20 protein-coding genes are annotated in these 23,025 nt (G+C 62.8%); 8 read left to right on the forward strand and 12 right to left on the reverse strand.

The annotated features are described in order from the left end of the window. Positions 1-57: 57 nt before the first annotated feature. The 7 genes from Q5Z11_RS02490 to Q5Z11_RS02520 form a co-directional block, all read right to left on the reverse strand. Positions 58-1,428 carry a leucyl aminopeptidase family protein gene (locus tag Q5Z11_RS02490; RefSeq protein WP_303748563.1) on the reverse strand — a complete coding sequence of 457 codons (1,371 nt, stop codon included), beginning with the start codon at positions 1,426-1,428 and terminating at the stop codon, positions 58-60. A 33-nt stretch (positions 1,429-1,461) separates the two neighbouring features. Then, positions 1,462-2,172 (reverse strand): HAD family hydrolase, encoded by a 711-nt coding sequence (locus Q5Z11_RS02495; protein ID WP_303748564.1) that lies wholly within the window; start codon positions 2,170-2,172, stop codon positions 1,462-1,464. Between the two features lie 267 nt (positions 2,173-2,439). Further along, positions 2,440-3,531, reverse strand: a complete 1,092-nt coding sequence (locus Q5Z11_RS02500) for an AI-2E family transporter (protein ID WP_303748565.1) — start codon at positions 3,529-3,531, stop codon at positions 2,440-2,442. Between the two features lie 45 nt (positions 3,532-3,576). Further along, positions 3,577-4,029 carry a protein sip-5 gene (locus Q5Z11_RS02505; protein WP_303748566.1) on the reverse strand — a complete coding sequence of 151 codons (453 nt, stop codon included), beginning with the start codon at positions 4,027-4,029 and terminating at the stop codon, positions 3,577-3,579. Further along, complete coding sequence (locus Q5Z11_RS02510; protein WP_303748567.1) at positions 4,026-4,511, reverse strand: phage holin family protein; 486 nt, start codon at positions 4,509-4,511, stop codon at positions 4,026-4,028. The genes Q5Z11_RS02505 and Q5Z11_RS02510 overlap by 4 nt, the downstream gene beginning before the upstream one ends. 5 nt (positions 4,512-4,516) lie before the next feature. Then, positions 4,517-4,876, reverse strand: coding sequence for a hypothetical protein (locus tag Q5Z11_RS02515; RefSeq protein ID WP_296246876.1), 360 nt, complete (start codon positions 4,874-4,876; stop codon positions 4,517-4,519). Between the two features lie 120 nt (positions 4,877-4,996). Continuing rightward, positions 4,997-6,427 (reverse strand): Do family serine endopeptidase, encoded by a 1,431-nt coding sequence (locus Q5Z11_RS02520; protein ID WP_303748568.1) that lies wholly within the window; start codon positions 6,425-6,427, stop codon positions 4,997-4,999. A 459-nt stretch (positions 6,428-6,886) separates the two neighbouring features. Here Q5Z11_RS02520 and Q5Z11_RS02525 point away from each other — a divergent pair, with 459 nt between their 5' ends. The 3 genes from Q5Z11_RS02525 (at position 6,887) to Q5Z11_RS02535 (ending at position 10,909) form a co-directional block, all read left to right on the forward strand. Continuing rightward, positions 6,887-9,040 (forward strand): adenosylcobalamin-dependent ribonucleoside-diphosphate reductase, encoded by a 2,154-nt coding sequence (locus Q5Z11_RS02525; RefSeq protein WP_303748569.1) that lies wholly within the window; start codon positions 6,887-6,889, stop codon positions 9,038-9,040. A 145-nt stretch (positions 9,041-9,185) separates the two neighbouring features. Beyond that, the gene (locus Q5Z11_RS02530; protein ID WP_303748570.1) at positions 9,186-9,992 is read left to right on the forward strand and encodes a histone; all 807 of its coding nucleotides are present in this window, start codon (positions 9,186-9,188) and stop codon (positions 9,990-9,992) included. Positions 9,993-10,069: 77 nt separating this feature from the next. Then, on the forward strand, positions 10,070-10,909 hold the full coding sequence (locus tag Q5Z11_RS02535) for a TSCPD domain-containing protein (RefSeq protein ID WP_303748571.1): 840 nt from the start codon (positions 10,070-10,072) through the stop codon (positions 10,907-10,909). A 198-nt stretch (positions 10,910-11,107) separates the two neighbouring features. Here Q5Z11_RS02535 and Q5Z11_RS02540 read toward each other — a convergent pair whose 3' ends face one another. From Q5Z11_RS02540 to Q5Z11_RS02550, 3 genes are all read right to left on the reverse strand, one after another. After that, positions 11,108-12,016 (reverse strand): hypothetical protein, encoded by a 909-nt coding sequence (locus Q5Z11_RS02540; RefSeq protein WP_303748572.1) that lies wholly within the window; start codon positions 12,014-12,016, stop codon positions 11,108-11,110. After that, positions 12,013-12,456, reverse strand: coding sequence for a hypothetical protein (locus tag Q5Z11_RS02545; RefSeq protein WP_303748573.1), 444 nt, complete (start codon positions 12,454-12,456; stop codon positions 12,013-12,015). Before Q5Z11_RS02545 ends, Q5Z11_RS02540 begins: the two co-directional genes overlap by 4 nt. Positions 12,457-12,832: 376 nt before the next feature. After that, positions 12,833-13,843 carry a hypothetical protein gene (locus Q5Z11_RS02550; protein WP_303748574.1) on the reverse strand — a complete coding sequence of 337 codons (1,011 nt, stop codon included), beginning with the start codon at positions 13,841-13,843 and terminating at the stop codon, positions 12,833-12,835. Positions 13,844-14,370: 527 nt separating this feature from the next. Between Q5Z11_RS02550 and yjjJ the strand changes: the two genes are divergently transcribed. Beyond that, positions 14,371-15,762: a type II toxin-antitoxin system HipA family toxin YjjJ gene (gene yjjJ, locus Q5Z11_RS02555; RefSeq protein ID WP_303748575.1), complete on the forward strand. Its 1,392-nt coding sequence runs from the start codon at positions 14,371-14,373 to the stop codon at positions 15,760-15,762. A gap of 69 nt (positions 15,763-15,831) precedes the next feature. On the opposite strand, the gene Q5Z11_RS02560 is transcribed toward yjjJ, so the two are convergent. Further along, positions 15,832-16,278, reverse strand: a complete 447-nt coding sequence (locus tag Q5Z11_RS02560) for a winged helix-turn-helix transcriptional regulator (protein ID WP_303748576.1) — start codon at positions 16,276-16,278, stop codon at positions 15,832-15,834. Between the two features lie 97 nt (positions 16,279-16,375). On the opposite strand from Q5Z11_RS02560, the gene Q5Z11_RS02565 reads away from it, so the two are divergent. The 4 genes from Q5Z11_RS02565 to Q5Z11_RS02580 all read left to right on the forward strand — a co-directional run bounded on the left by Q5Z11_RS02565 (position 16,376) and on the right by Q5Z11_RS02580 (position 21,662). Beyond that, positions 16,376-17,614: an MFS transporter gene (locus tag Q5Z11_RS02565; RefSeq protein ID WP_345783902.1), complete on the forward strand. Its 1,239-nt coding sequence runs from the start codon at positions 16,376-16,378 to the stop codon at positions 17,612-17,614. A gap of 268 nt (positions 17,615-17,882) precedes the next feature. Next, positions 17,883-18,557: a hypothetical protein gene (locus Q5Z11_RS02570; RefSeq protein ID WP_303748577.1), complete on the forward strand. Its 675-nt coding sequence runs from the start codon at positions 17,883-17,885 to the stop codon at positions 18,555-18,557. Positions 18,558-18,928: 371 nt separating this feature from the next. Then, positions 18,929-20,254: a hypothetical protein gene (locus tag Q5Z11_RS02575; RefSeq protein WP_303748578.1), complete on the forward strand. Its 1,326-nt coding sequence runs from the start codon at positions 18,929-18,931 to the stop codon at positions 20,252-20,254. 193 nt (positions 20,255-20,447) lie between these two features. Then, a complete protein-coding gene (locus Q5Z11_RS02580; protein WP_303748579.1) occupies positions 20,448-21,662 on the forward strand; it encodes a hypothetical protein in 1,215 nt (404 codons plus the stop codon). Between the two features lie 172 nt (positions 21,663-21,834). Here Q5Z11_RS02580 and Q5Z11_RS02585 read toward each other — a convergent pair whose 3' ends face one another. Continuing rightward, positions 21,835-22,953 (reverse strand): alkene reductase, encoded by a 1,119-nt coding sequence (locus Q5Z11_RS02585; protein ID WP_303748580.1) that lies wholly within the window; start codon positions 22,951-22,953, stop codon positions 21,835-21,837. Between the last annotated feature and the right edge of the window lie 72 nt (positions 22,954-23,025).

The following is a 23,025-nucleotide window of genomic DNA, read 5'->3' on the forward strand; positions in this document are numbered from 1 at the left end:
TTACCGGTAAGGCCCCTGCCGAGCATGGCTCGGCACTACCAAAGGCAGAAGCCTGACTCAACTACCGTAACGCGTCTTCAACATCGCCCACGCCGAGCGCAATGCCAGCGCCTCACCACCGGCCGGGCGCCCCGGGCGTTCGCCGTCGTTCCAGGCGTAGACGTCCAGATGTGCCCACACCTGGCCTTCGTTGATGAAACGCTCCAGATACAGCGCTGCGGTCACCGAGCCAGCCATGCGCGAGCCGGCGTTGGCGAGATCGGCGATGCCGCTGTTGAGGTAGCGCAGGTAGGGACGCCACAAGGGCATGCGCCACACCGGGTCGCGGGTGCTGTCGCCAGCCTGCAGCCACTGGTTGGCCAGGGTGTCGTCATTGGCGAACAAGGCCGGCAGATCCGGGCCCAGCGCGATACGTGCAGCACCGGTGAGGGTGGCGAAATCGAGGATGGTGTCCGGGTTCTGCTCGCTGACGTAGGTGAGCGCGTCGCACAGCACCAGGCGGCCTTCGGCGTCGGTGTTGTCGATCTCCACGGTGAGGCCCTTGCGAGTGGTGATCACTTCGCCGGGACGGAAGGCATCCGGACCAACTGCGTTTTCGACTGCAGCCACCACCAGGGTCAGCTGCACCGGCAGCTGCTGCGCCATCACCAGGCCCGCCAGGGCGATGGCGTGGGCGGCACCGCCCATGTCCTTCTTCATGTTGCGCATGCCGTCAGCCGGCTTCAGATCCAGGCCGCCGGTGTCGAAGCACACGCCCTTGCCGACCAGTGCCAGATGCGGCGCACCCGCGTTGCCCCAGCGCAGCACGATCAGGCGCGGTGCGCGGTGCGAGGCGCGGCCAACGGCGTGGATGGTCGGGAAGTTCATTTCCAGCAGTTCGTCGCCGGCAATCACTTCCAGCTCGCCGCCATGGGCTTCGACCAGATCGCGCGCGGCGTCTTCCAGCTGCTGCGGGCCCATGTCTTCGGTCGGTGTGTTGACCCAATCGCGCACGCGCAGGCAGGCGGTCACCACGTCCAGCACTTCGGCGGCAGGCGTTGCCAGCAGTTGCGCGGCCGGGCGCGCCAGCTTGCGGTAGCGGTCGAAGCGGTAGCTGCCCAGGCCCCAGCCGATCTGCAGGTTGGCGCTGCTGCTGGCGTCCAGTTCGTTGGCAACCTGCCAGGTTGTGCCGGCCGGCAGTGCGAACGGTGCGTGCGCGTAGGCGTAGGCATCAGCATGATCGCCAACGCCGAGCACGGCGCCGGCAATGCCGTTGTCGCCGGGCAGCAGCAGCACGCTGGTCGGTGCGGCGTTGAACTGCTGCGCTGCGGCCCAGGCCTGCACGGCGGCCGGCTGCTGTGCCTTCCACGCGGCAAAGCCGTCGCGGTCCAGCACGTATAGCGGCAGGGCGTTGGTGGAATCGGTGGTGTAAGCGGTAATCGGGGTCATGGTGTTCTCTTGCGTCTGCTGGCGGCCGTGGGCTTAGCGCTGCGGGTTGGAGGCGTTGCCATCCAGCCAGTCGGCCAGTCCGGTCAGGGTGTCGAACTGCAGGTCGGGCTGCAGTTCGGTGTGGGTCCATGAATGTTCTTCGCGGTTGATCCAGCAACCACGCAGGCCGGCGCGCATCGCACCGGCTACGTCCATCTCGGCGTGGTCGCCGACGTGCAATACATGCGCGTGCTCAACGCCGAGGCGCTCGCAGGCGGCATGGAAGATGCCCGGGTCCGGCTTGGCCGCACCGAACTCGCGCGAGCCCAGCTGGAAGGCGAACAGCTCGCCGATGCCAATGCGCTGCAGGTCTGCATTGCCGTTGCTCACCGCAGCCACCGGCACGCGCGCGGCGATGCGGCGCAGTGCGGCCAATGCATCGGGGTAGAACTCGACCTGGTTACGCGCTGCATAGAAGGCTTCATAGGCCGGATCCAGCAGGTCCATGCTGGCGCCGCTCTTCTCCAGCGCCTCGGCCAGGGTCAGTCGGCGCAATGCGCTCAGGTCGTAGTGCAGGTGCGGGTTGTCGCGGAACGAGCGTTCACGCAGTTCACGCATGGCCGTGACCGGGTACATGCTGGCGGTGGCCGGGCTGTGCTCCAGCATCCAGTCATGCAGCACCTGATCGATGCGGGCGCCGATGGGAGCGAACGGCCACAGGGTGTCGTCCAGATCGAGGGTGATGGCGAGTACGGGGAAGTTCATCCGGGCATTTTACGCCAAGCCCATGAGCCGGGCCTGTAGGGGCCGTGGCTGCCCGATCTTGCTTGTGGGAGCGGCGTCAGCCGCGAAGCCGGCACATCATCAGCGGCGTAGCCCGGGTAAGCGCAGCGCACCCGGGAGGTGGGCGCGTGCTGATGTCTGGAGTTGTCTGCAAACGGCCCCGGGTGCGCTGCGCTTACCCGGGCTACGTTGCTGATTCCGGCAGCATCATCAGCTTCGCGGCTGACGCCGCTCCTACAAAAGCGGTGCTTACTCCAGCAGCTTTGCCCAGCCATGCATGCCGTCCACGCGGCTCAGCACCAGCTTCACGCAGACCAATAGCGGCACTGCCAGCAGCAGGCCGATCATGCCCCACAGCCAGCCGAACAACATCAGCGCCAGGATCAGCATCAGCGGCGAGATCGCCATGCGGCGGCCGAGCACGATGGGCGTGATCAATTGCCCCTCCAGCGTATGCAGGGCCAGGTAGGCCAGCGCCGGCAGCAGGGCGGTCAGTGGATCGCGGAATTCGACGAAGCCCATCAGCAGCATCAGCACGATGCCGATCAGCGGCCCCACGTACGGGGCGAAATTCAGCAGCGCGGCCACCGTGCCCCATAGCAGGGCCTCGGGCAGGGCGACGCCGAGCAGCATCAGCACGCCGGACAGGATCAGGCCCAGGCCGACATTGATGATGGTGATGGTCAGTACGTAGCGCGACAGCTCGCGCTCGATCGAGCGCAGGATCTCCGCGGTGAAGCGCTTTTGCTGGCGGTTGGGCAGCAGCGCAATCACGTGCCGCTGCAGGTTTTCGCCATAGATCATGAAGAACAGGGTCAGCAGCACCACTGCCAGCGCCGAGGCGGCCAGCTTGGGCGTGCGCACCAGTGCCTTGTAGGGATCGTCGAGCTGGGTGCGGATCACCTGCACCTTGCGGTTGCCTTCACCGCCAGCGGCGCGGGCGAAGCTCTCCGCTGCCAGGTTGGCCTGTTGCACCGGTTTGACGAAGTCCTGCACCTGCCGCGAGATCTGCCGCATCTGCTGCGGTGCTTCCTGCACCCATTCGGTGGCCGGGCCGGCCAGCTGCACGGTCAGCGCGGCGCTGCCGGCCAGGCCTGCCGCCAGCACCAGCAATGCGCCGAGGAAGCGTGGCAGGTGCAGTTTCTGCAGCAGACGGATGATGGGGTTGCCGATCAGCGCGAAGAACATCGCCAGTAGCACCGGCAGGATCACTTCCTGCGCGGCCCACAGCGTATAGCCCACCGCCAACGTCGCCAGCACCACCACGGCGACGGGTGCGCGCGGGCGCGGTGCAGGGGCTTCGGCAGGGCGGGGTGTGGCTTCGGGCAACGGGTCAGACATGCGGGCAGCGCTCCGTGAACGGAACGGCGCGCGCTGGCGCCGTGCTCAGGATTCTGACAGTTCTGTCGCCGCTTCGGCGGGACGGGGCGGTGTGCTGTTGTTGCGCGGGTTGGCGGAAGCCGATTGCGGCGGCGGGGCGTCGTCGTTGTCGCCTTCGTCGTCGGTGCCTTCATCGGTATCGGCTGCAGCCTGCCCGGCCATCACCCCGGCTGCTGCCGCAGCGGCGGCAAAGGAGGCGACCGAGGCCTGCGCGCTGCTGACCAGCCCGGACACCGAGCCGATCATCTGCAGCCAACGGCTGCCGCTGAAGGCACCGCCGGGTTCCAGCTTGCCAGCCAGGAAGCCGCCGGCCAGGCCGACCACCACGATGCGACCGGGCGTCCATGCACTGCGCCAGCTCTGGTTGAGCTGGTCCCAGTGCTGGGTGGCTTCCTCGCCACGCACCTGCACCACGGCTTCGGCGCGGCGCACTCGGCGTTGCAGGGCTTCGAAATTCACGGTGTGTTCTCCCCGGGGATCTTCACTTCGGCATCGGGGTCTTCGCCATTGGGCTCATCAAACAGGCCCAGCCGCGACAACTGCCGGCGGGTGGCATGCATGCCGGTGTGGTGGAAGAAGTACGACACCCGCCATACCGCATAGCCGGTGACGGCCAGGCTGGTCAGGGTGGGGATCAGCAGCGAGACGAACAGCGACAGGCCCATGTATTGCAGCATCGCCACTGCCGTGGCTGCCAACAGCAGCCAGGCCGAGGCACCGAATACGATGGCCACGCCGCTCCATGCCAAGGAACGACCAAACGCGCTGCGCGCCAGGGCCAGGTCGGCCGAAGCCAGCCGGCGCAGGGAGCGCAGCGTGTTGGAAGCCGAGTCCAGCGTCTGCCGGCCGGCTGCGCCAACCTGACGGATGCTTTCTTCCAGCCCGGGCGCCTGGCCCGGGGTGGAATCGTCGCCAGTGGGCGGTGTTGCGTTATCGCTCACGCCGATCAGTCGTTGCTGCGGGCGAGCTTGGCAATGATCCAGCCAGCGGCGAAGGCCACGCCGAACGAAGCCAGCGGACGCTCACGGATGAGGTCGGCGGCGCTGTCGATCAGGTCCTTGCCCTTGTCCATCAGTGCATCGACCTGTTCCTTGGCAGCGGCACCGCCAAGTTCAGCGGCGGCCAGGCCAGACAGCGCGCTGTCGGACAGTTCGGCCTTCATGTTGGCCTTGCCCAGACGCAGTTCGTCGCCGGCAGCACCGGCAGCGCCCTTGACGGCCGAGCCAGCGGCGGAAGCGGCGGACTTCAGGTGTGCGCCAGCCTCGCCCAGGTGTTCCTTCATGTTCTCGGTATTGGTGGGGCTCATCGTGATCTCCTGGTTTCAGCGGGTGCGCCGGATGGCGCGCGGTTGCAACAGAACTCAACAAATAGCAGTTGCCGGGTGTAAACAACGTTACGCCGGCACAACAAGTTGCTCACTTGAGCATCATCGCATCATCAATTGGCCACGCTGGCTGCCGCCGCGCAGGATGCTCAACACCAGCTGCGGCGGGCGTTGGCCGAAGCTGGCGCGCCAACCGGCGAGGTCGGTGAAGGCGCCGCTGCTGGCGGCGAGAATCACATCGCCACCGGCCAAGCCTGATTGCGCAGCGCGGCTGCCGCGCGCCACTTCGCTGACCAGCACGCCGTTGATGCCGGCCTGGCGCAGCGATTCGGGCAGGTCGGCAAAGGTGGCGCCGCTCAGGCGCGGATCGAGCGTGTCGCCGGCCACCGCGCGTGGTTGTTCCTTCAAGGTGGCCTTGAGCTGCAGCGGCTTGCCGTCGCGGCGCACTTCCAGGTCAACCGTGCGGCCGACCGTGGAGAGACCTTCAAAGTTGTGCAGGGCCTGCGCGCTGTCCACGCGCTGGCCGTTGATCGCGGTGACCACGTCGCCCGCCTTCACCCCGGCCGCTGCCGCACCGGAACCGGCCAGCACGCGCGTCACCAAGGCGCCGCGGGCTTCTTCCAGGCCCAGGCCCTGGGCGATCTGCGGCGTCAGGTTCTGCGTTTCCACGCCCAGCGTGCCACGCACCACCACGCCCTTGGTGATCAGCTGCTCGACCACGTCGCGGGCAAGATTGGACGGAATGGCCAGACCCAGGCCGATGTTGCCGGCCATGCTGCCCTGCGGGTTGTAGCTGGCGGTATTGATGCCGACCAACTGGCCGTTGAGGTTGACCAGTGCGCCGCCGGAGTTGCCGGGGTTGATCGAGGCATCGGTCTGGATGAAGTTCTGGTAGCCCAGCCCGCGGATGCCGCTGCGGCCCACCGCCGAGACGATGCCCGAGGTGACGGTCTGGCTGAAGCCGAAGGGGTTGCCGATCGCCACCACGAAGTCGCCGACGCGCAGCTGGTCGCTGTTGCCCAGCGGCAGCGCGGTGAGCTTTTCGGCGGGGATGCGGATCAGGGCGATGTCGGTGTCGCGGTCCGAACCAAGGAACTCGGCCTTGACCGTACGGCCATCGGCCAGGGTGACCTGCACGTCGTCGGCGTTCTCGACCACGTGGTGGTTGGTCAATACATAGCCGCGCGCTGCATCGATGATCACGCCCGAGCCCAGCGACTCGTTGATGCGCTCCTGTGGCACCTGCGGGAACAGGCGGCGGAAGAACGGGTCGTCGAAGTAAGGGTTGCGGACCCGCACCACCTGCTTGGTATTGACGCTGACCACGGCCGGCATCGCCTGATCCAGCATCGGTGCCAGCGACGGCACCGTCTGCCCAGCGACCGCGGCCGGCAGCGCGGCGGTGGTGGGCAGCACCGTGCCCAGCGTGGCGGCGTCGGCGCGGTTGTCCAGGTGGGCATTGATGGCGGTGGCGGTGAAGCCGCCAAAGGCGGCGGCCAGGGCCAGGGTCAACAGGGTCGGGATGGGTCGCATTGCCGGGGGTTCCATGCGTGGGCGCCTGTGGCGCACCGGTGTGGGGCGGGTTGCTGAACACGAGTGTGGCGGCGGCCACCTAAATCGGCAATGAAACCTCTGCGGCGCCGCAATCCCAAGAGGCCCAAGCCCTGCACGGAATGCAATAGTCGAACGGTAGATTTTTCGTTTGACATCACCCCGTGGGTGGGTAAGCTTGGTCTGGTCATCACCCACTAGATGTTGGGTTGATGTGAACAGCGTCCCCAAGCAGTAGGGTTTAGTGCTCGGGGTGCAAGCACCCCAACGGAAGGCGTGCAATGACCGCGACAGTGATGCAGAAAACCGGTAATTCCCGGAATCCCCTCATCCCGCCGACAGGCGCGTAAGTACGCGCCTGCGCGTCGTTGTCTTTGCTGCCCGGCCTGTTTGGGAAAAGAAAATCGCACCGCAAGGTGCCCCAGGAGAGTTTCCACAATCATGAGTACGGTGCGTCTGGAAGTGGTCAGCAATCAAACCAAGTCGGACATGATCCCTCTGCAACCTGCCTCGCAGGACATCTGGGAAAAGAAGTACCGCCTCACGACCAAGGCGGGCGAAGCGCTGGACGCCGATATCGACGGCACCTACCTGCGCGTGGCCCGCGCCCTGGCTGACGCCGAGGCGACCGACGACAAGCGTGCCTACTGGTATGAGCGTTTCGCCTGGGCCCTGCGCCGTGGCGCGATCCCGGCTGGCCGCATCACCTCCAATGCCGGCGCGCAGCAGCACAAGCCGGCCACCAGCACCATCAACTGCACCGTGTCGGGCACCATTACCGACTCGATGGACGGCATCCTGGAGAAGGTCCACGAAGCGGGCCTGACCCTGAAGGCCGGCTGCGGTATCGGCTACGAGTTCAGCACCCTGCGTCCGCGCGGTGCCTTCGTCGCCGGCGCCGGCGCCTACACCTCCGGGCCGATGTCCTTCATGGATATCTACGACAAGATGTGCTTCACCGTGTCCTCGGCCGGTGGCCGTCGTGGCGCGCAGATGGGCACCTTCGATGTGTCGCACCCGGACGTCAAGGACTTCATCCGCGCCAAGCGCGAAGACGGCCGCCTGCGGCAGTTCAATCTGTCGCTGCTGATCACCGATGGCTTCATGGAAGCCGTCAACACCGATGCCGACTGGCAGCTGGTGTTCCCGATCAACACCAAGGAACAGGCCGAGCTGGACCCGTCCAGCGGTGAGGAAGTGGTATGGCGCGAATGGCCGACCCACGAGAACTACATCGTCCGCGACGACGGCCTGGTGGCCTGCAAGGTGTACGGCCACATCCGTGCCCGTCACCTGTGGGACATGATCATGGTCTCCACCTATGACTATGCCGAGCCGGGTTTCATCCTGATCGACCGCGTCAACGAGATGAACAACAACTGGTGGTGCGAGAACATCCGCGCGACCAACCCCTGCGGCGAGCAGCCGCTGCCGCCGTACGGCGCCTGCCTGCTGGGCTCGGTGAACCTGACCAAGTTCGTGCGCGACCCGTTCACCGACAAGGCCTCGTTCGACTGGGACGAGTACAAGGAAGTGGTGCGCGTGTTCACCCGCATGCTCGACAACGTGGTCGAAGTGAACGGCCTGCCGCTGGAACAGCAGCGCAACGAGATCATGCGCAAGCGCCGCCACGGCATGGGCTTCCTCGGCCTGGGCAGCACCATGACCATGCTGAAGATGAAGTACGGCAGCACCGAGTCCTGCGAGTTCACCGAAGCCATCGCCCGCGACATGGCCGTGGCTGGCTGGGAAACCGGCCTGGAGCTGGCCCGTGAGAAGGGCGCCGCCCCGATCATGGAAGAGCAGTTCGACGTCACCGCCGCGATGCTGCGCCAGCGCCCGGAGATGAAGAAGGACGGCTGGAAGGTCGGCCAGAAGATCGCCGGCAAGGTGCTGCACGCCCGCTACAGCCGCTACATGCAGCGCGTGGCCACGGTGGCCCCGGAGCTGGTGGAAGAGCTGGCCACGGTCGGTTCGCGCTTCACCCACCACAGCTCCATCGCCCCGACCGGCACCATCAGCCTGTCGCTGGCCAACAACGCCTCCAACGGCATCGAGCCCTCGTTCGCGCACCACTACAGCCGCAACGTGATCCGCGAAGGCAAGAAGTCCAAGGAAAAGGTGGACGTGTTCTCGTTCGAGCTGCTGGCCTACCGCCAGCTGGTCAACGACAAGGCCATGCCGTTCTCCGACGAGGCTGACGCCCAGCTGCCAGAGTACTTCATCAGTGCCGACGACATCTCGCCCAAGGAACACGTGGACGTGCAGGCCGCCGCGCAGAAGTGGGTGGACAGCTCGATCTCCAAGACCGCCAACGTACCGACCGATTATCCGTACGAGCAGTTCAAGGACATCTACCGCTACGCCCACGAGCAGGGCCTGAAGGGCTGCACCACCTTCCGTTTCAACCCGGCCGCCTTCCAGGGCGTGCTGGTCAAGGAAGCGGATCTTGAGAACACCACCTACCGTTTCGAGCTGGAAGACGGCCAGGTGGTGGAGGTCAAGGGCAACGAACAGATCGAGTACGACGGCGAGATGCACACCGCCGCCAACCTGTTCGACGCCCTGAAAGAAGGCTATTACGGCAAGTTCTGAGTGCCTTCATCGCCCTCCCGGCCGCGCGCTGGGAGGGCATGACGGTGGCTTCGCCGCCACCTTCCTGTTGCGCGCTTGTTTCACGTTGCATCGGCTTCGATATAGCATCGCCACATTACAGACCCGATGCCCTTAGGAGGGCTTTATGAGCAATGGTAATGGTGTGACCGCGACCGTAACCCAGGTTGCCGAGGACGTGAAAGAAACCGTCAAGGAAACCGTCGCCCACGCGGGCGAGAGCATCGCTGCAACCGCCAGCGAGGCTGTGGTCGCAGTGAAGGCCAGCGCAAAGAAGGTTGAGGCCGGCGCCAAGAAGCAGGTTGCCAAGGTCAAGAAGGCTGTAAAGAAGGCCGAAAAGGCCGTCAAGAAGGCTGAGAAGGTCGTCGCCAAGAAGGCCAGCGCGGCCAAGAAGGAAGTAAAGAAGAAGGTCGCCTCGGTCCGCCAGAAGCTGGAAGCCGCCAAGGCCAACGCCAAGGCAGAAGCCACCGAGCTGAAGAAGAAGGGCGCCGGCAAGCGTGCGGCGACCAAGAAGGCCATCGCCAAGGTCGAGAAGAAGGCCGCCACCAAGGTCGCCTCGGCCAAGAAGACGGTGAAGGCTGCCGAGAAGAAGGTCGCCAAGGCCGTCGGCAAGAAGGCTGCTGCCGCCAAGAAGTCGGTGAAGGCCACCGAGAAGAAGATTGCCAAGGCTGTCGTCAAGAAGACCACCGCTGCCAAGAAGGCAGTGAAGAAGGTCGAAAAGAAGGCCGCCAAGAAGGTCGCCGCCGTCAAGAAGACGGTGAAGGCCACTGAAAAGAAGGTCGCCAAGAAAGTAGCCGTCAGCAAGAAGACGGTTGCCAAGAAGGTTGCCCTGACCAAGAAGAGCGTGGCCAAGAAGGCCGCTACCGCAAAGAAGACGGTTGCCAAGAAGGCCACCGCAGTGAAGAAGGCCGCCAAGAAGGCGACCCGCAAGTAAGCCGCACCGCGCACCCCGTCCCGCAGGGGCGGGGTTGCTGCCAAACCGTATAGCAACGCATAACCAGGATTCGTACCATGGCCGTCAAGATCGACAAGAAAATCAAGGGTTACTCCGTCGTCACTCCGGACGACAAAGCCCGTGAAGCAGCAGCGGCCAAAGCCCCGGTCACGGTGGCCCAGGACGAATCCCCGATCGACAACATCGTGCACATGCACGAGCGCATCGAGCGCCCGGAAGTGCTGATCGGCAGCACCTACAAGATCAAATCGCCGCTGGTGGAGCACGCCTTCTACGTGACCATCAACGACATCGTGCTCAACCAGGACACCGAGCACGAGCTGCGCCGTCCGTTCGAGATCTTCATCAACTCCAAGTCGATGGAGCATTTCCAGTGGATCGTGGCGCTGACCCGCATCATGTCCGCCGTATTCCGCAAGGGCGGCGACGTCACCTTCATCGTTGACGAAATGAAGGCCGTGTTCGACCCGAAGGGCGGTTACTTCAAGGCCGGCGGCGTGTACATGCCGTCGCTGGTGGCCGAGCTCGGCTCCATCGTCGAAGACCACATGAAGTCGATCGGCCTGCTGCACGACCCGGAAATGAGCGCCCACCAGCGCGCCCTGATCGCCGAGAAGCGCAAGCAGTTCGAAGAACGCTCAAAAAAAAACAGTGAAGTAAACGCAGCGCCGGCCACGCCGAGTGCAGCTGCAGCCCGCTCCCTTTCGCAAAGCGAAGGGGAGAGTCAGGGAGGGGTAGCTTCTGAGGTTTTCGTTCTCGAAGCCGACCCGGAAAGCGCCGACAACGGCAGCTTCCCCGCCGCCGCCACCATGTGCCACAAGTGCAGCACCAAGGCACTTGTGATCATGGACGGCTGCCAGACTTGCTTGAATTGTGGGTATAGCAAGTGCGGGTGACAGGTTTGGGATTGAGGTGAAAGATGGGCCCAGCATGGGGACCCATGCAGGGCATTGGCTGGGTCCACAGCAGGTTCCAGTGAATTGAAGTCGGAGCACAAAGGGCCGCCCTCTGGGGAGGCCCTTTGCCATATTTGTCGTGGTGATGCCGCTGGTTGCGCCATGGCGCTGGTAGGTCGGCAGTTGGGGGCATCGATCTCAGCGGGTAAGAGCGGCCCGTATCTGCGCTATGCCTTGGGCATTCGGCCACCCCTCGAATGTCTGCACGACATGGTCGCCTTGCATCAAATAGAACGTCGGAGTGTCGAGACGGGTGAGTTGCTGCCAATCATTCCATGTATACATCCGCTTCATCGACAGATCAGGGTGCGCATTGTTCCAGTCCAGGATTCCTCTTCCAGGTAGCGACGGGTCTGGGGGGACAAGCAGTAGCAGGCGTTCACGCAGCCAGCGCAGATCCTCGTTTGATCCGATATCGGTCAGAGCGCGAGTCGAGAAGGCACAGGCGGGATGGACAACGGCGATGACCTGCAGGCGCCCGGCCACGGGCGTCCAGGCACCGATGGTAGCTGTATGGTTCTCATCCAGTGACAGGTATCGCCATGGTCCGCTCGGTGTGAGGCTGGAGGCGGACGTGATGTGGGGCAGAAAGCCTGCGTGCCCACCTTCGACTTGTGCCAAAAGGCGGTTGGCATCGTCGAAGCGGGCGACTGTGACGAGAGCTCCCGCATAGGTGCGGGTATGCCAGTCGGTGGCTCTGCCGTCCGTCAACAGCTCCCGATACAGACAACCCAGAGTATCCACGTCGGCTTCCGCCAGGGAGTAGAACTCTGCGAAGGCGTTAGCCCTGAAAAAGTCGTCGGCAATTGCCGTGTCAGCTATAGGGTGAGAGCAGACCGAGCTGCCTGCGGCGAGCTCTCGATAGGTCGAAATGATGGCTGCCGAACGTCGTTCCCCACTTTTATCGCGTAATTGAACATTTAGCTCAATCAAGCGGCTGTATAGCGAGGTACTTTCTTTGGTTGGTGGATTTGCCATCAATCCGAAGACAGGAAACACCGCCATCCAGAAGATGGCGGTGCGAATTGGTGCATGAACCTGCATCAACAACCACTCATGCAAATGGAGCCGACATCTCTGGAGCAAGTAGCACGGCCGGAGCACCAATAGTTCTCGTGATCCGCCATGATTCTGGATGCTGTCTCACGACCAAATGCAGACATGATCTGCTTGTCTTCTTGCGTAGTTGCTCGAAGTTTTGGCATGACGGACAGCGTGCTTTGCAGCCCAAATATCGAAAGGAGCTCGTAAGCCTGGCTGCTGGAGAGCTCTGATTCTATATCGGCGTAATAGAAAGAAGTGACGCCGGCTTCGTTGAACCGCAGCGAGTCAACAAAGCGTGCTTTTGCTGCAGGGGATAGTGCATTGATAGGAGATTCTGTGCGTGTAGTTCTGGCAAGGAAGGCCGCCAACTGCACCGCGGAATGTACTGGGGCGTTTCTTCGTACTATCTGCTGCTGTTCAACATAGGAGCTGGCCAGTTGCATGGCAATCGTTTCATCTGCCCCGCGGTCTGGCTTGTCGTTTGCCGATGCGGTGCGATTCGATAGAAGCCCAAGTGTTGATATGACCAAGAGTGCGAGTAGATGTGATCTCATAGAAAATTCCTTTTAATGTGATGACATCAGGTTGCGCTGCTTACTTACGTGTGCGCGACAACGTTTTTAGTACGGTTGAAGTGGTACTGCAAATAAGGAAAAGCCGGGGTCAGAGTCGGGTTTCCGCTCTGGCCCCACTTCGTGAGATCGGTCCTGGGGCTTCCGGAGTCGGGATCGGCGTTGAGGGGAAGTGTTGGTCGGCCAGAAGAGCGAGATTGAACTATTCCCATGCAGCCGGCCCGAAAGCTGCCGCGCTGGCGAACGTTTACGGCGGCATGTTCCTATCAGGCGCAGGGCTGAGTGGCCATTGCATCGCCGCCCACAGCGTGGGCAATTGTGTGGAAATCTGGCTCGCATGCTCTGGTGCGAACGTTGAACTGAGGCGCAGCACCCAATCGCCGCGTATGGCGGTCCAGCGATAGTGCAGAAGGCCGGAATCGACTTGGGATGGCGTGCGCGTTATCTGCTTGGCTTGAATAACGCCGGGAAAGGGAAGCTCGGGCAGGTTCTCGCCGCCATCAACTGGATCGTCGTAGAGTGATACAAAGGACGCGGTGGCGCGTGCCCTGATGTTCTCTTCGTTCAATCCATGAAGGGCGCTGTCATGGCGGATGCCGATCTGCACGTCCGCTGCTACACCATCTGCTGCTACGTATACGTAGTGGTAGTAGGTATTCTGGCTCGCCTCCGGAGCAGGGTTGATTTTTATGAGTACCCACGCGCCGGCGGCAAATGGCACCCCAATCTGCGAAGTTCGATCTGATAAGTAATTCTGTTCGACGCCCCACTGCCACTGGGTAGGGAGAACACCGGCGTACTTCAACATCAAGCGCTGATAACGTTGCAGGGCCTCGTTGTCCTCAGCGAGCCTGGCGCTGATAAGCCCTTCCCGTATCAGTATCTCCATCTGATCCGCTACCGGCCCGCGGCTGGACGCAGTGACCTTGGCCAGGACCTGATCAATGGCCTGTATGGATGCAGCGTGTAAACGCTGGTGCCGCTGGGTCAGAAGCAGGAGATTGAGTGCGCCCATATGTTCGTACGCATTGGGTATTCGGAAGGATGTCTCCAGTAGATCCATCGCTTGAACGTTGGCTTGATACCACTGGCCGGAATTTATCGCCTCCGCAACGGTGCTGCGAAGGTGCAGATACTCAGCGTATTGCGTCTGAGTGAGAGGCTTGCTGTCTACTGCATTGGCCGATAACGATGCCGCCAGCAGGAGTGTTGCCCCGACTGCTTTCAGTGCCAGATAGAAGCCGATATGCCGTTCCATGTGCATTGCCCGGGTATTCGAAGCGGAAACTGGAGGATAGCTGATGCGTCGAGCACGCAAGTATCACGACGATGGTGGCGAAGCCCTGTGGGAGCGACGTGAGTCGCGAAGCCGCTGATGCTTCCAGTCAGACCAGGCCCTCTGCTGCGAGTGTTGCGGAAGCAATAGTCGGAGTGGGTCCGTCACTGCGATGAAGCTGGGTTACTCAGTAATTGGCTGTACATCAAGCATCACTTCAACTTACGCACCCGCGTATCCGCCGCCACCAACAGCGCCCCATCCGAACCCTGCATGGGAAACAGGGGGCAGAGTCGGGTTTCCGCTCTGGCCCTGGATCGTTGCCGGGTCTTGAGTCTCCAGGACCAATTGGCCCTGCCGCAGAAAGAGCGCGATATCGATAGAGAATCGTAAAGAAATGATCCGGTAGTGCTGCTGGAGTGTTGATTAATATGTATGTAGATCAGTATATTGCAGCGGGTTGAGCTATGAAGTATCGTTTTTGAATCGTAAAGAAACGAGCTCTGACCATGGCCCGTCCTCCCTCAGCTAGCGTCCTGCAACTGCTTGATCTGCTTCAAGGCGGCGATCCGGTGCCGGCCGGCGAGTTGGTCGAGAAGCTGGCCGTCTCCCGTCCCGTCCTGTCGCGGTTGGTCACGGAGGCCGGTGATCAGGTGCGCCGGGTTGGCAAGGCGCGCGCCACGGCTTACGTAGCCACTGCGCTGGTCCGGCCCAATATGTGGCCGCTTTACCGGATGGGCGCGGACGCGAACATGGAAGAGCTGGGCACCCTGCACGCGCTGCGTGGAGACAGCTTTCTTTTTGAACCCTCGGGTGATCGTCCGAACCTGATGCGCGCAGTAGATGGCCCGGCGGGCTACTTTCCGGGGCTGCCCTGGTTTCTGGATGATGTGCGTCCGCAAGGCTTCCTCGGTCGTTCCCTGGCGCATCGTTTGGGGCGGACATTGGGTGTGCCTGAAGACTTGAAGAGCTGGCAGTCGCGCGACAACCTGCTCGGCATCCTGCATGGCGGCACCAGTGTCGGCGATTTGTTGTTGGGACAGGCTGCCATCGACCGTGCGTTGCTGGATGTGGATGCGCCACTGGATCGCGTGGACGTAGCCAGCCGGCACGACGACTACGCTATACGCGCAAAGGAAGCCCTGGATGGCGAGGAAGTTGGTTCGTCTCCAGGTGGCGAGCAGCCCAAGTTCACCGCGACTGTTGTTACTACTACTGGTCGCTACGCTGCCTTGGTCAAGTTCGCGTTGCCGTCGTTGAACCCGTTGGGCGCGCGTTGGGCGGATCTGCTCGTATGCGAGCATCTGGCCTTATTCACGCTGCGCGAGGCCGGCTTTCCGGCTTCGTGCACGCAGCTGCTGCGCAGCGACGAACATGTATTCCTTGAAGTGGAGCGGTTTGATCGCACTGCGGACGTACTGGGTCGCCGCGGTTTCGTTTCGTTGTTGGCGCTGGATGCGGCCTTTATCGGTGAGGGACCACGTGACTGGGGTCTGGCCGGTGAACAGCTTGTTGACGAGCGATTGATCACTCACGACACCGCCGAGAACATGGCCCGGCTGCATTGGTTCGGCCGGCTGATCGGCAATACCGACATGCATCTTGGCAACATCGGTTTCCATCTGATCGACGATGGCCCGCTACCCTTGTGTCCTGCATACGACATTCTGCCGATGTATATGGCGCCATCCGCGCAAACCGGAAATATTCGCGCACTCGCACCGATAAACATCAATGCGCCCAGCAGAGCCGGGCAAGCACCATTCATTGCCTGGGCCGCACAGCTGGCCATGCGGTTCTGGCAGCGGGTAGCGGAATCGGAGGTTGCCCCGGAGATTCAGGCCGTAGCGCAGCAGAATATCGACGTAGTCAGCCGTTACGCCCAACGCTTCGGCAGCTGAAAGAAAACCGGGGTCAGGGTCGGGTTTTGGATGTTCTGCAGCACGTAGTTCAAAGCCACATCCACGGCATCACTTCAACTTGCGTACCCGCGTATCCGCCGCTGCCAACACCGACCCATCCGAACCCTGCAAGCGCATCAACGGAACCGGCTTGCCGGTGCGGTTGTCGAGCAGTTGCGAATGCCGCTCGCCGCGTTGGTACAAGTGCTGCTCGCCCCACTGTCGCAGGGCGACGAGGATGGGGAACAGGCTCTCACCCCTCGGGGTGAGTACGTACTCCTGATACGCCGTGCCGTCCGATGCGGCATGCAGCTGCAGGATGTCCGCATCCACGAGTTTGCGCAGGCGGTCGGTGAGGATGTTGCGGGCCACGCCCAGGCCGCGCTGGAAGTCTCCGAAGCGGCGGACGCCATCGAAGGCATCGCGCAGGATAAGCAGTGACCAGCGATCGCCGACGAGGTCGAGGCTGCGTGCTACCGGGCAGGGTGAGTCGGATTCGAGGCTGCGGCGGGACATGACGGCTCCTGTGGCTGCGGTCATTGTAGTTGCATTTTAAAACCACTGTCCGCTAGCATCTATCTGGTTGCGATTTGCAACCAGATTGGGTCCGGTAGTGAATCTGCCCTCGCAAAGCGCTCTGGAACAGCGCGAGACCATTGCGCCCTTGGCGGGCGATGCGTTGCCGGCGGGTCTGATATGGCTGTTCGCCATCGCCAGCGGGCTATGCGTGGCCAATGTCTACTACGCGCAGCCCTTGTTGGACCTGCTTGCCGCATCGTTGGGCATCAGCCTGGCGGCTGTCGGCGGCGTGGTGACCGCAACCCAGGTCGGCAGCGCCTTGGCCCTGCTGTTGCTGGTGCCTTTGGGCGACAGGTTGGAGCGGCGCCGCTTGATGCTGGCCCAGCTGCTGGCCTTGGTGGTCGCGTTGTTGTGGGTGGCCTCGGCACAATCGCCTTGGCTGTTGTTGCTGGGCATGCTGGCGGTTGGTCTGCTCGGCACGGCGATGACGCAGGGGCTGATTGCCTATGCCGCCAGTGCCGCTGGCGACAACGAACGTGGGCGGGTGGTCGGCGCCGCGCAGGCCGGTGTGTTCATTGGTCTGTTGATGGCGCGCGTGGTCGCTGGCGGCGTCGCCGACCTGGGCGGCTGGCGCAGCGTCTATGTCGTCTCCGCGCTGGCAATGCTGCTGCTGGCTGGTCTGCTTCATCGCAGACTTCCGCGCTTGCCTACGGCACCAGTGACGCTGGGTTACCTGCAGCTGGTCGGCTCCATGGCACGTCTGCTGCGAGAGGAGCGGGTGCTGCAGATCCGCGGAATGCTGGCACTGCTGATGTTCGCTGCGTTCAATATCTTCTGGAGCGCACTGGTGCTGCCGTTGAGCGCGCCACCTTATGGCTACTCACACACGGTGATCGGCGCATTCGGCTTGGTGGGTGTGGTCGGCGCATTGGGCGCTGCCGGTGCGGGTCGCTGGGTGGACAAGGGGCGCGGCCAGGCCGTTACCGCGATAGCGCTGTTGGTGCTGTTGCTGGCGTGGTGGCCCTTGTCCTTGATGTCGGTCTCCCTGTGGGCGCTGGCGTTCGGCATTGTGTTGCTGGACCTCGGTGGGCAGGCACTGCATGTGAGCAACCAGAGCATGATTCTTCGCTTGCGGCCTGAGGCGCATAGCCGGCTGGTTGGTTTGTACATGCTGTTCTATGCAGCAGGCAGCGGGATGGGGGCGATTGCCACCACGGCAATCCATGCGCGCGCAGGGTGGAGCGGCGTCTGTGTGTTGGGCGCTGCTACGTGTGGCGTTGCACTGCTGTTCTGGTTGGCTACCCGGCGGTTCATGCCAGTGCAGTTGCAATAGCGGAGCAGTGAAGCGTGCTGGTTTGAGAGTGCTTGCGATTGAGTGGGGGCGAAGCTGTTTTGTAGGAGCGGCGTAAGCCGCGAAGCTGGTGGAGTATCCGTGGGTAAGTGCATTTTGGCGGTTTCAGTTTCCCGGCTTCGCGGCTTACGCCGCTCCTACAACAGCCGGGTGTGGCGTTGTTGCTGGGGACAGAAGCTACAATCGGCAGATTCCCGCGGCATTGCCGGGAATGACATGGACGCAATGTGCTGATTACCTGGGGTGGTAAATGAAGTTACGGATTTTGTGGGTGGCCCTGGCGATGGGTTCACTGCTGGGTTGCAAGCAGGCTGCCGCGCCTGCGGCTGATGGCGCAGCCGCTGATGCCGTAGCGGTGCAGGAGCCGGCTGCATCCGCCAGTGGTGACACGAACAATGAGCCTGAAGACACCGCGTCCGCGCCGTATGAGGAGGGTGACAGCGATGTCCCCACGCCGGCAGGCTTCGATTACGAGCCGAGCTGCGAAGAGAACCCGCTGGCCACTTACTTCTTCACCCTGGTAGGCGGCAACAGCGTGGACAACTGTGGGCGCGCCGACGCCAAGGTGACCGCAGCATTCGACGAGTTGCTGAAGGAAGCTGCGCAGGGTGATATCACCGATCCGGATGTGCCTTCGCAGCGCGACCGTCTGCTCAGCGGCCCCAGCGCTCCGGGCGTCCCGAAGCTGCTGGGCCAGGAAACATGGTGGTATTACACGGCCTGTCAGGCGCACCAGTGCGGTACGCATCAGTTGGCGATGCTTTACCAGCCTGAGCAAGCCAGAATGGTTGGCCGCCTGGTCTCGCGCTGCCAGGTGTGGTGGTTGGGTGATCCCACGGCGGAGCAGCGTGCGCTCATCGATGCCACTTCGCCGGTCGATCCCGCGCTAACCAAGGATGAGGCCACATGTGAGGCGGAATCCTGAAATCGCTGGAATGCGTCGTTACTTTTCGTCGCGAAGGGGCGGCGTGCAACGGCAGCAGGGGCAACGAAGTTCGATAACAGGGTTGATTGACTGAGCCGAATGTTGAAGGCGCCCTGGACTGTTCGACAGTCCAGGGCCACATAGGGAGATGTGGAATGACCGGGATTCGTCTTCGCCACTTGTCTGGCATCTGTGCGGCGATTGCGCTTGCTGCAGTTGCATTGCCCGCACTGGGGATTGGGCAACAGTCAGCCTCAATGCCGGCTGCATTGGCACCGCCTCCAGCGCACCCCGACGAATCTGCGGCACGCCAGACCGCCCAGCGCTATCAACAGCTGCTTCCGCTTTACCGCTGGCGTTTGCTTGCTGCGGTGGACAAGGACGGAATGCCGCGAACCTGGTTCGGCGAGGGCGCGGATGCGCCGCAGCTGCAATTCGGTGTCGAGGATAAGAGCCCGTCAGCGGAACCGTCTCTGCTAGTGCATAGCGAGCTATGCAAGCGGCAGGTGGATGGCGAGGTGGTGCTGCGGCGCTATCAGGTGCAGGGCGCTGATTCGCAGCGCGAGGTGGCCTGGCAGCTGAACCTGCACAGACAGCCGCATGAGCGAGCGCCTGCATTGACCTGCCAGAAGCCGGCGTACACCGCTGAGCAGCGCCTGCTGCAGATGTTGTCCGGCGGGCACGCGCTACGCATGCGCGTTGATCAGGCGAAGAAGGACCGGCCACAACTGGAGCTTGGCGACGCATTTGGCGGGGTATTGCGTTTCGAAGGAATGCCGCTTGCGCAGGGCGCGCGCTACGGTCTGCAGGGAGCGGAACGACTGCTGCAGATCAAGGAGGCATCGGCTGCATGCGCGAACAGCTGGCTGCCCGGTAATCGCTGCCTGCTGTTCCGCGAGGTGGCGCTGGATGGTGGGGAGAATGCTGCATCCGATTGGAACGGTGACGTCCTGGCGGTAGACGGCTATAAACACAACGCCGGGACCGACGTGATGTTGCTGGCCCGGCACTATGGAAGCACGGGTGACGGCCACGCAGCGCCGATGAGCTATCGCGCGGAACGCCAGTTGTGGGCACGAGGCTATGCGGCAGGGCCGGGCATGATGGCGAGCGTAGCTGGCGTGCGTGCGGATGCGGTGCTTGAGCCCGAGCAGGCAACGTTCTACCCGAAGTTGCTGGCGCGATTCATTGGCCGTGATCGTGGTCTTGCAGGTACTGAGTTCGCCCATCTGTATTACGGCGCATGGTTGCAGCGCAAACTCGGGCCGAAACCCGCCGAAGGTATTTCGCCATTCACCGGCGCCGACGAGCTGATAGCGGCCGAGGCCTATCTCGAACTGCGCAGGCAACTTGCTGCGTTGGACGGGGCGGGCGACTCCGCTGGCGCGCGCCTGCAGCTTTACCAGGATTTTCTCGGGCGATATCCCCTGCATTTGAATGCGCTGGAGAGTCTCGCTGGCGATGATGAGGGCGTGCGCTTCGGGTTTGAAGGCTTGTTGCAGGCCATCATGGCGAGTGGCGATGGCAACAGTTGCCAATCGCCGTGGATCGTAACGGCGTCTGGGGATATCGGTGTGGTGTTCCGGCATCTGGCGCTGGATCGGGATTATGCGCTGGATCGGAAGGAGGACGATGGCTGCTTGCGGGTTGGCTCCGGGAAGGATGAGAGGTATTTCCTCGTGCTGGGCTCGCGGTAGCAAGGGTTTTTGTAGGAGCGGCGTGAGCCGCGAAGCAGATGATTCCAGACGGCTTATATCCGTCGTGCATGCAACTTGGATGGGTGGTCAGCTTCGCGGCTTACGCCGCTCCTACAAAGTGGGATCTGTCGCGCTCTCGGATCGAGATGGAATTATCAGATGGAAATATTCAGGCACAGGTAGACGAAGCAGTATGAAATTCTTCTTGATTCTTGCTCTGCTGCTGGGACAGAGCATCGGCACTTCCTTGGCCGCTCCTGTTGGTAATGCGCATGCAGCGCCGCTACAGATTGAAGCCGTATCGCCGTTGGTTGTGGCGGCTGTACACGCCGGTCCGTTCGTTGATGACAGGGAAAAAGGAAAGGACGCACTCTATGCGGTGGCGTTCTTCCTCGTGGTCTTCATCCTGATTGGTTGGCTGGCAACGCACCTGTCGCGCGAAAAGAGGTCTGCGAAAGTCGCGCCATTGCCGCGTGTGCCGGTGCGCATGCATTGGTATGACGGCACCCAACTGCCAATCGCGGACTGGGACCGTATCAGTGAGGACGCGCCGGCGGGATTGGATGCCGACGCCACGCATATCCACCGCACCTCGGCGGCCAAGGAGTGGCTGGAAGCACTCAACCAGCAGTTGGGGGAGCATTACCGTATTACCGAGTCCGCCGACTTCCTGCTGCTGTCGAACCTGATGGACAGGCCCGGCGAGGTATTCCTCGCGACCTGCCAGCGCCTGCTGTCGCGGATCAATCGCAGCCTTGGCGATCTTGCAGTCGCGCCTGGCCTTGGCAAGCATGTGGTGATGGTGTTTGCCGACCAGGAGGATTATTACGCCTACGTATCGCATTACTACCCGGATGGCGGCGAGTACGCGATGTCCTCGGGCATGTTCATCAAGGCGGGATACGGGCACTTCGTGATGCCGTTGGAGATCCTCGATTCGATGGAGCCGGTGATTGCCCATGAGCTCACGCACTGCCTGCTGCAACACCTGCCGATTCCGGCGTGGTTGAACGAGGGCCTGGCGGTCAACACCGAGCACACCTTGTATCCACATCTGGCGGCCCCTGGCGCACAGATGTACTTCCCGCACGAGATTGCCGCGCAACATGCGGCTTACTGGAACGAAGAGAGCATCCAGGCGTTCTGGTCGGGGAAGTCATTTCTGGCTGCGGACGATGGCAACCGGCTCTCCTACGATCTGGCGAAGAAGATCACCGCGCTTGCGGCCGGTGATGAGCGTGCATTCCGCAGGTTCGTGGTGGCAGCGCAGATGAATGATGGCGGTTTGGCCGCCGAGCAGCACCTAGGCTATCCCATCCAGAACCTGCTCGAGGCGGTATTGGGTGAAGGTGACTGGACGCCGCGGCCGGAGTCGTGGAAGCAGGGTGTGGAGCGGGGGCAGTTCTAGGTTGGCTCGGTAACGGGCCGAGCAATCGCACAAGGCGATGCACGCCTTGTAGGAGCGACGTGAGTCGCGAAGCTGGATATCGTTGCGCGCCCGCGTGCCATGCAATTGCATGGACTTGGCGGCTTTGGGATTGCCAGCGTCGCGGCTTACGCCGCTCCTACAAACAGCAGGATCAGGCTGCGGCGTTGTACGGCGGGTAGTCGATGTAGCCCTTGCTGGTGCCGCCGTAGAAGGTGCTTGGATCGGCCTTGGCCAGCGGGTGGCCGTGGCGCAGGCGCTCGACCAGATCCGGGTTGCTGATGAACGGTACGCCGAAGCCGGCCATGTCGATCAAACCATCTTCGATCAACGTCTCGGCTGATTCGCGGTCGAGTCCACCGGCCAGGATCAAGGTGGTTTCCGGCAGTTTGCTGCGGATGGTCTTGAGCAGGTTGTTGAAGCCGGCCTGGCTGGGCGCGCTGCTCGAGTAACCGGCCTGGTTCATCAGGTGCACGAAGCCCAGCTTGCGCTTGCCGATGGCGTCGGCGAGTGCGGTGTAGGTTTCATCGGTCTGCGGGTAGGCCGGCATGTCGAAGATGTTGCCGTAGGGCGAAAGGCGGATGCCGGTGCGATCCGCACCGATGCGCGCGACGATGGCGTCGATCACTTCCAGGGTGAAGCGGATGCGGTTCTCCAGCGTGGCCGCCGAGTACTGATCGCTGCGGTCGTTGACCAGCGGGTTGAGGAACTGCTCGTGCAGGTAGCCGTTGGCACCATGGATTTCCACACCGTCAAAGCCCGCATCAATCGCGTTCTGCGCGGCCTGTGCAAAGTCGTTGACCACGCGCGCGACTTCCTCGGTGCTCAGTTGGCGCGGCGCGGGTGCATCGACCATGCCCGGCTGGCCTTCTTCGTTGTAGCCGAAGGCCTTGGCGTTCGCAGGCTGCTTGCTGCTGGCGCTGACCGGCGTGCGGCCGTCATGCTGGATCGATGGATGCGACATGCGGCCGACGTGCCACAGCTGGGCGACGATCTTGCCGCCAAGCGCGTGCACGGAATTGGTGGTCAGGCGCCAGCCTTCGATCTGCTCGGGGGTGTAGATGCCGGGGTTGAACAGATAGCCCTGGCCTTCGCGCGAGATCGGCGTGCCTTCGCTGACGATCAGGCCGGCCGTGGCGCGCTGCGCGTAATAGAGTGCAACGCGCTCGTCGGCGATATCGTCCGGCGCGCGTGCGCGGGTCATTGGCGCCATGGCGATACGGTTGGAGAGCTTGGTGCCTGCGAGGTCGTAGGACTCGAATAGCTTGGTCATGTAAGTGTTCCAGGTGGATCTGAGCGGGGGAGGGCGGTGGTTCGCAGACCGCTGCAAGCAAGCAGCGGTCGC

This window comes from Stenotrophomonas sp. 610A2 (genome assembly GCF_030549615.1).
Lineage (GTDB): Bacteria > Pseudomonadota > Gammaproteobacteria > Xanthomonadales > Xanthomonadaceae > Stenotrophomonas > Stenotrophomonas pigmentata.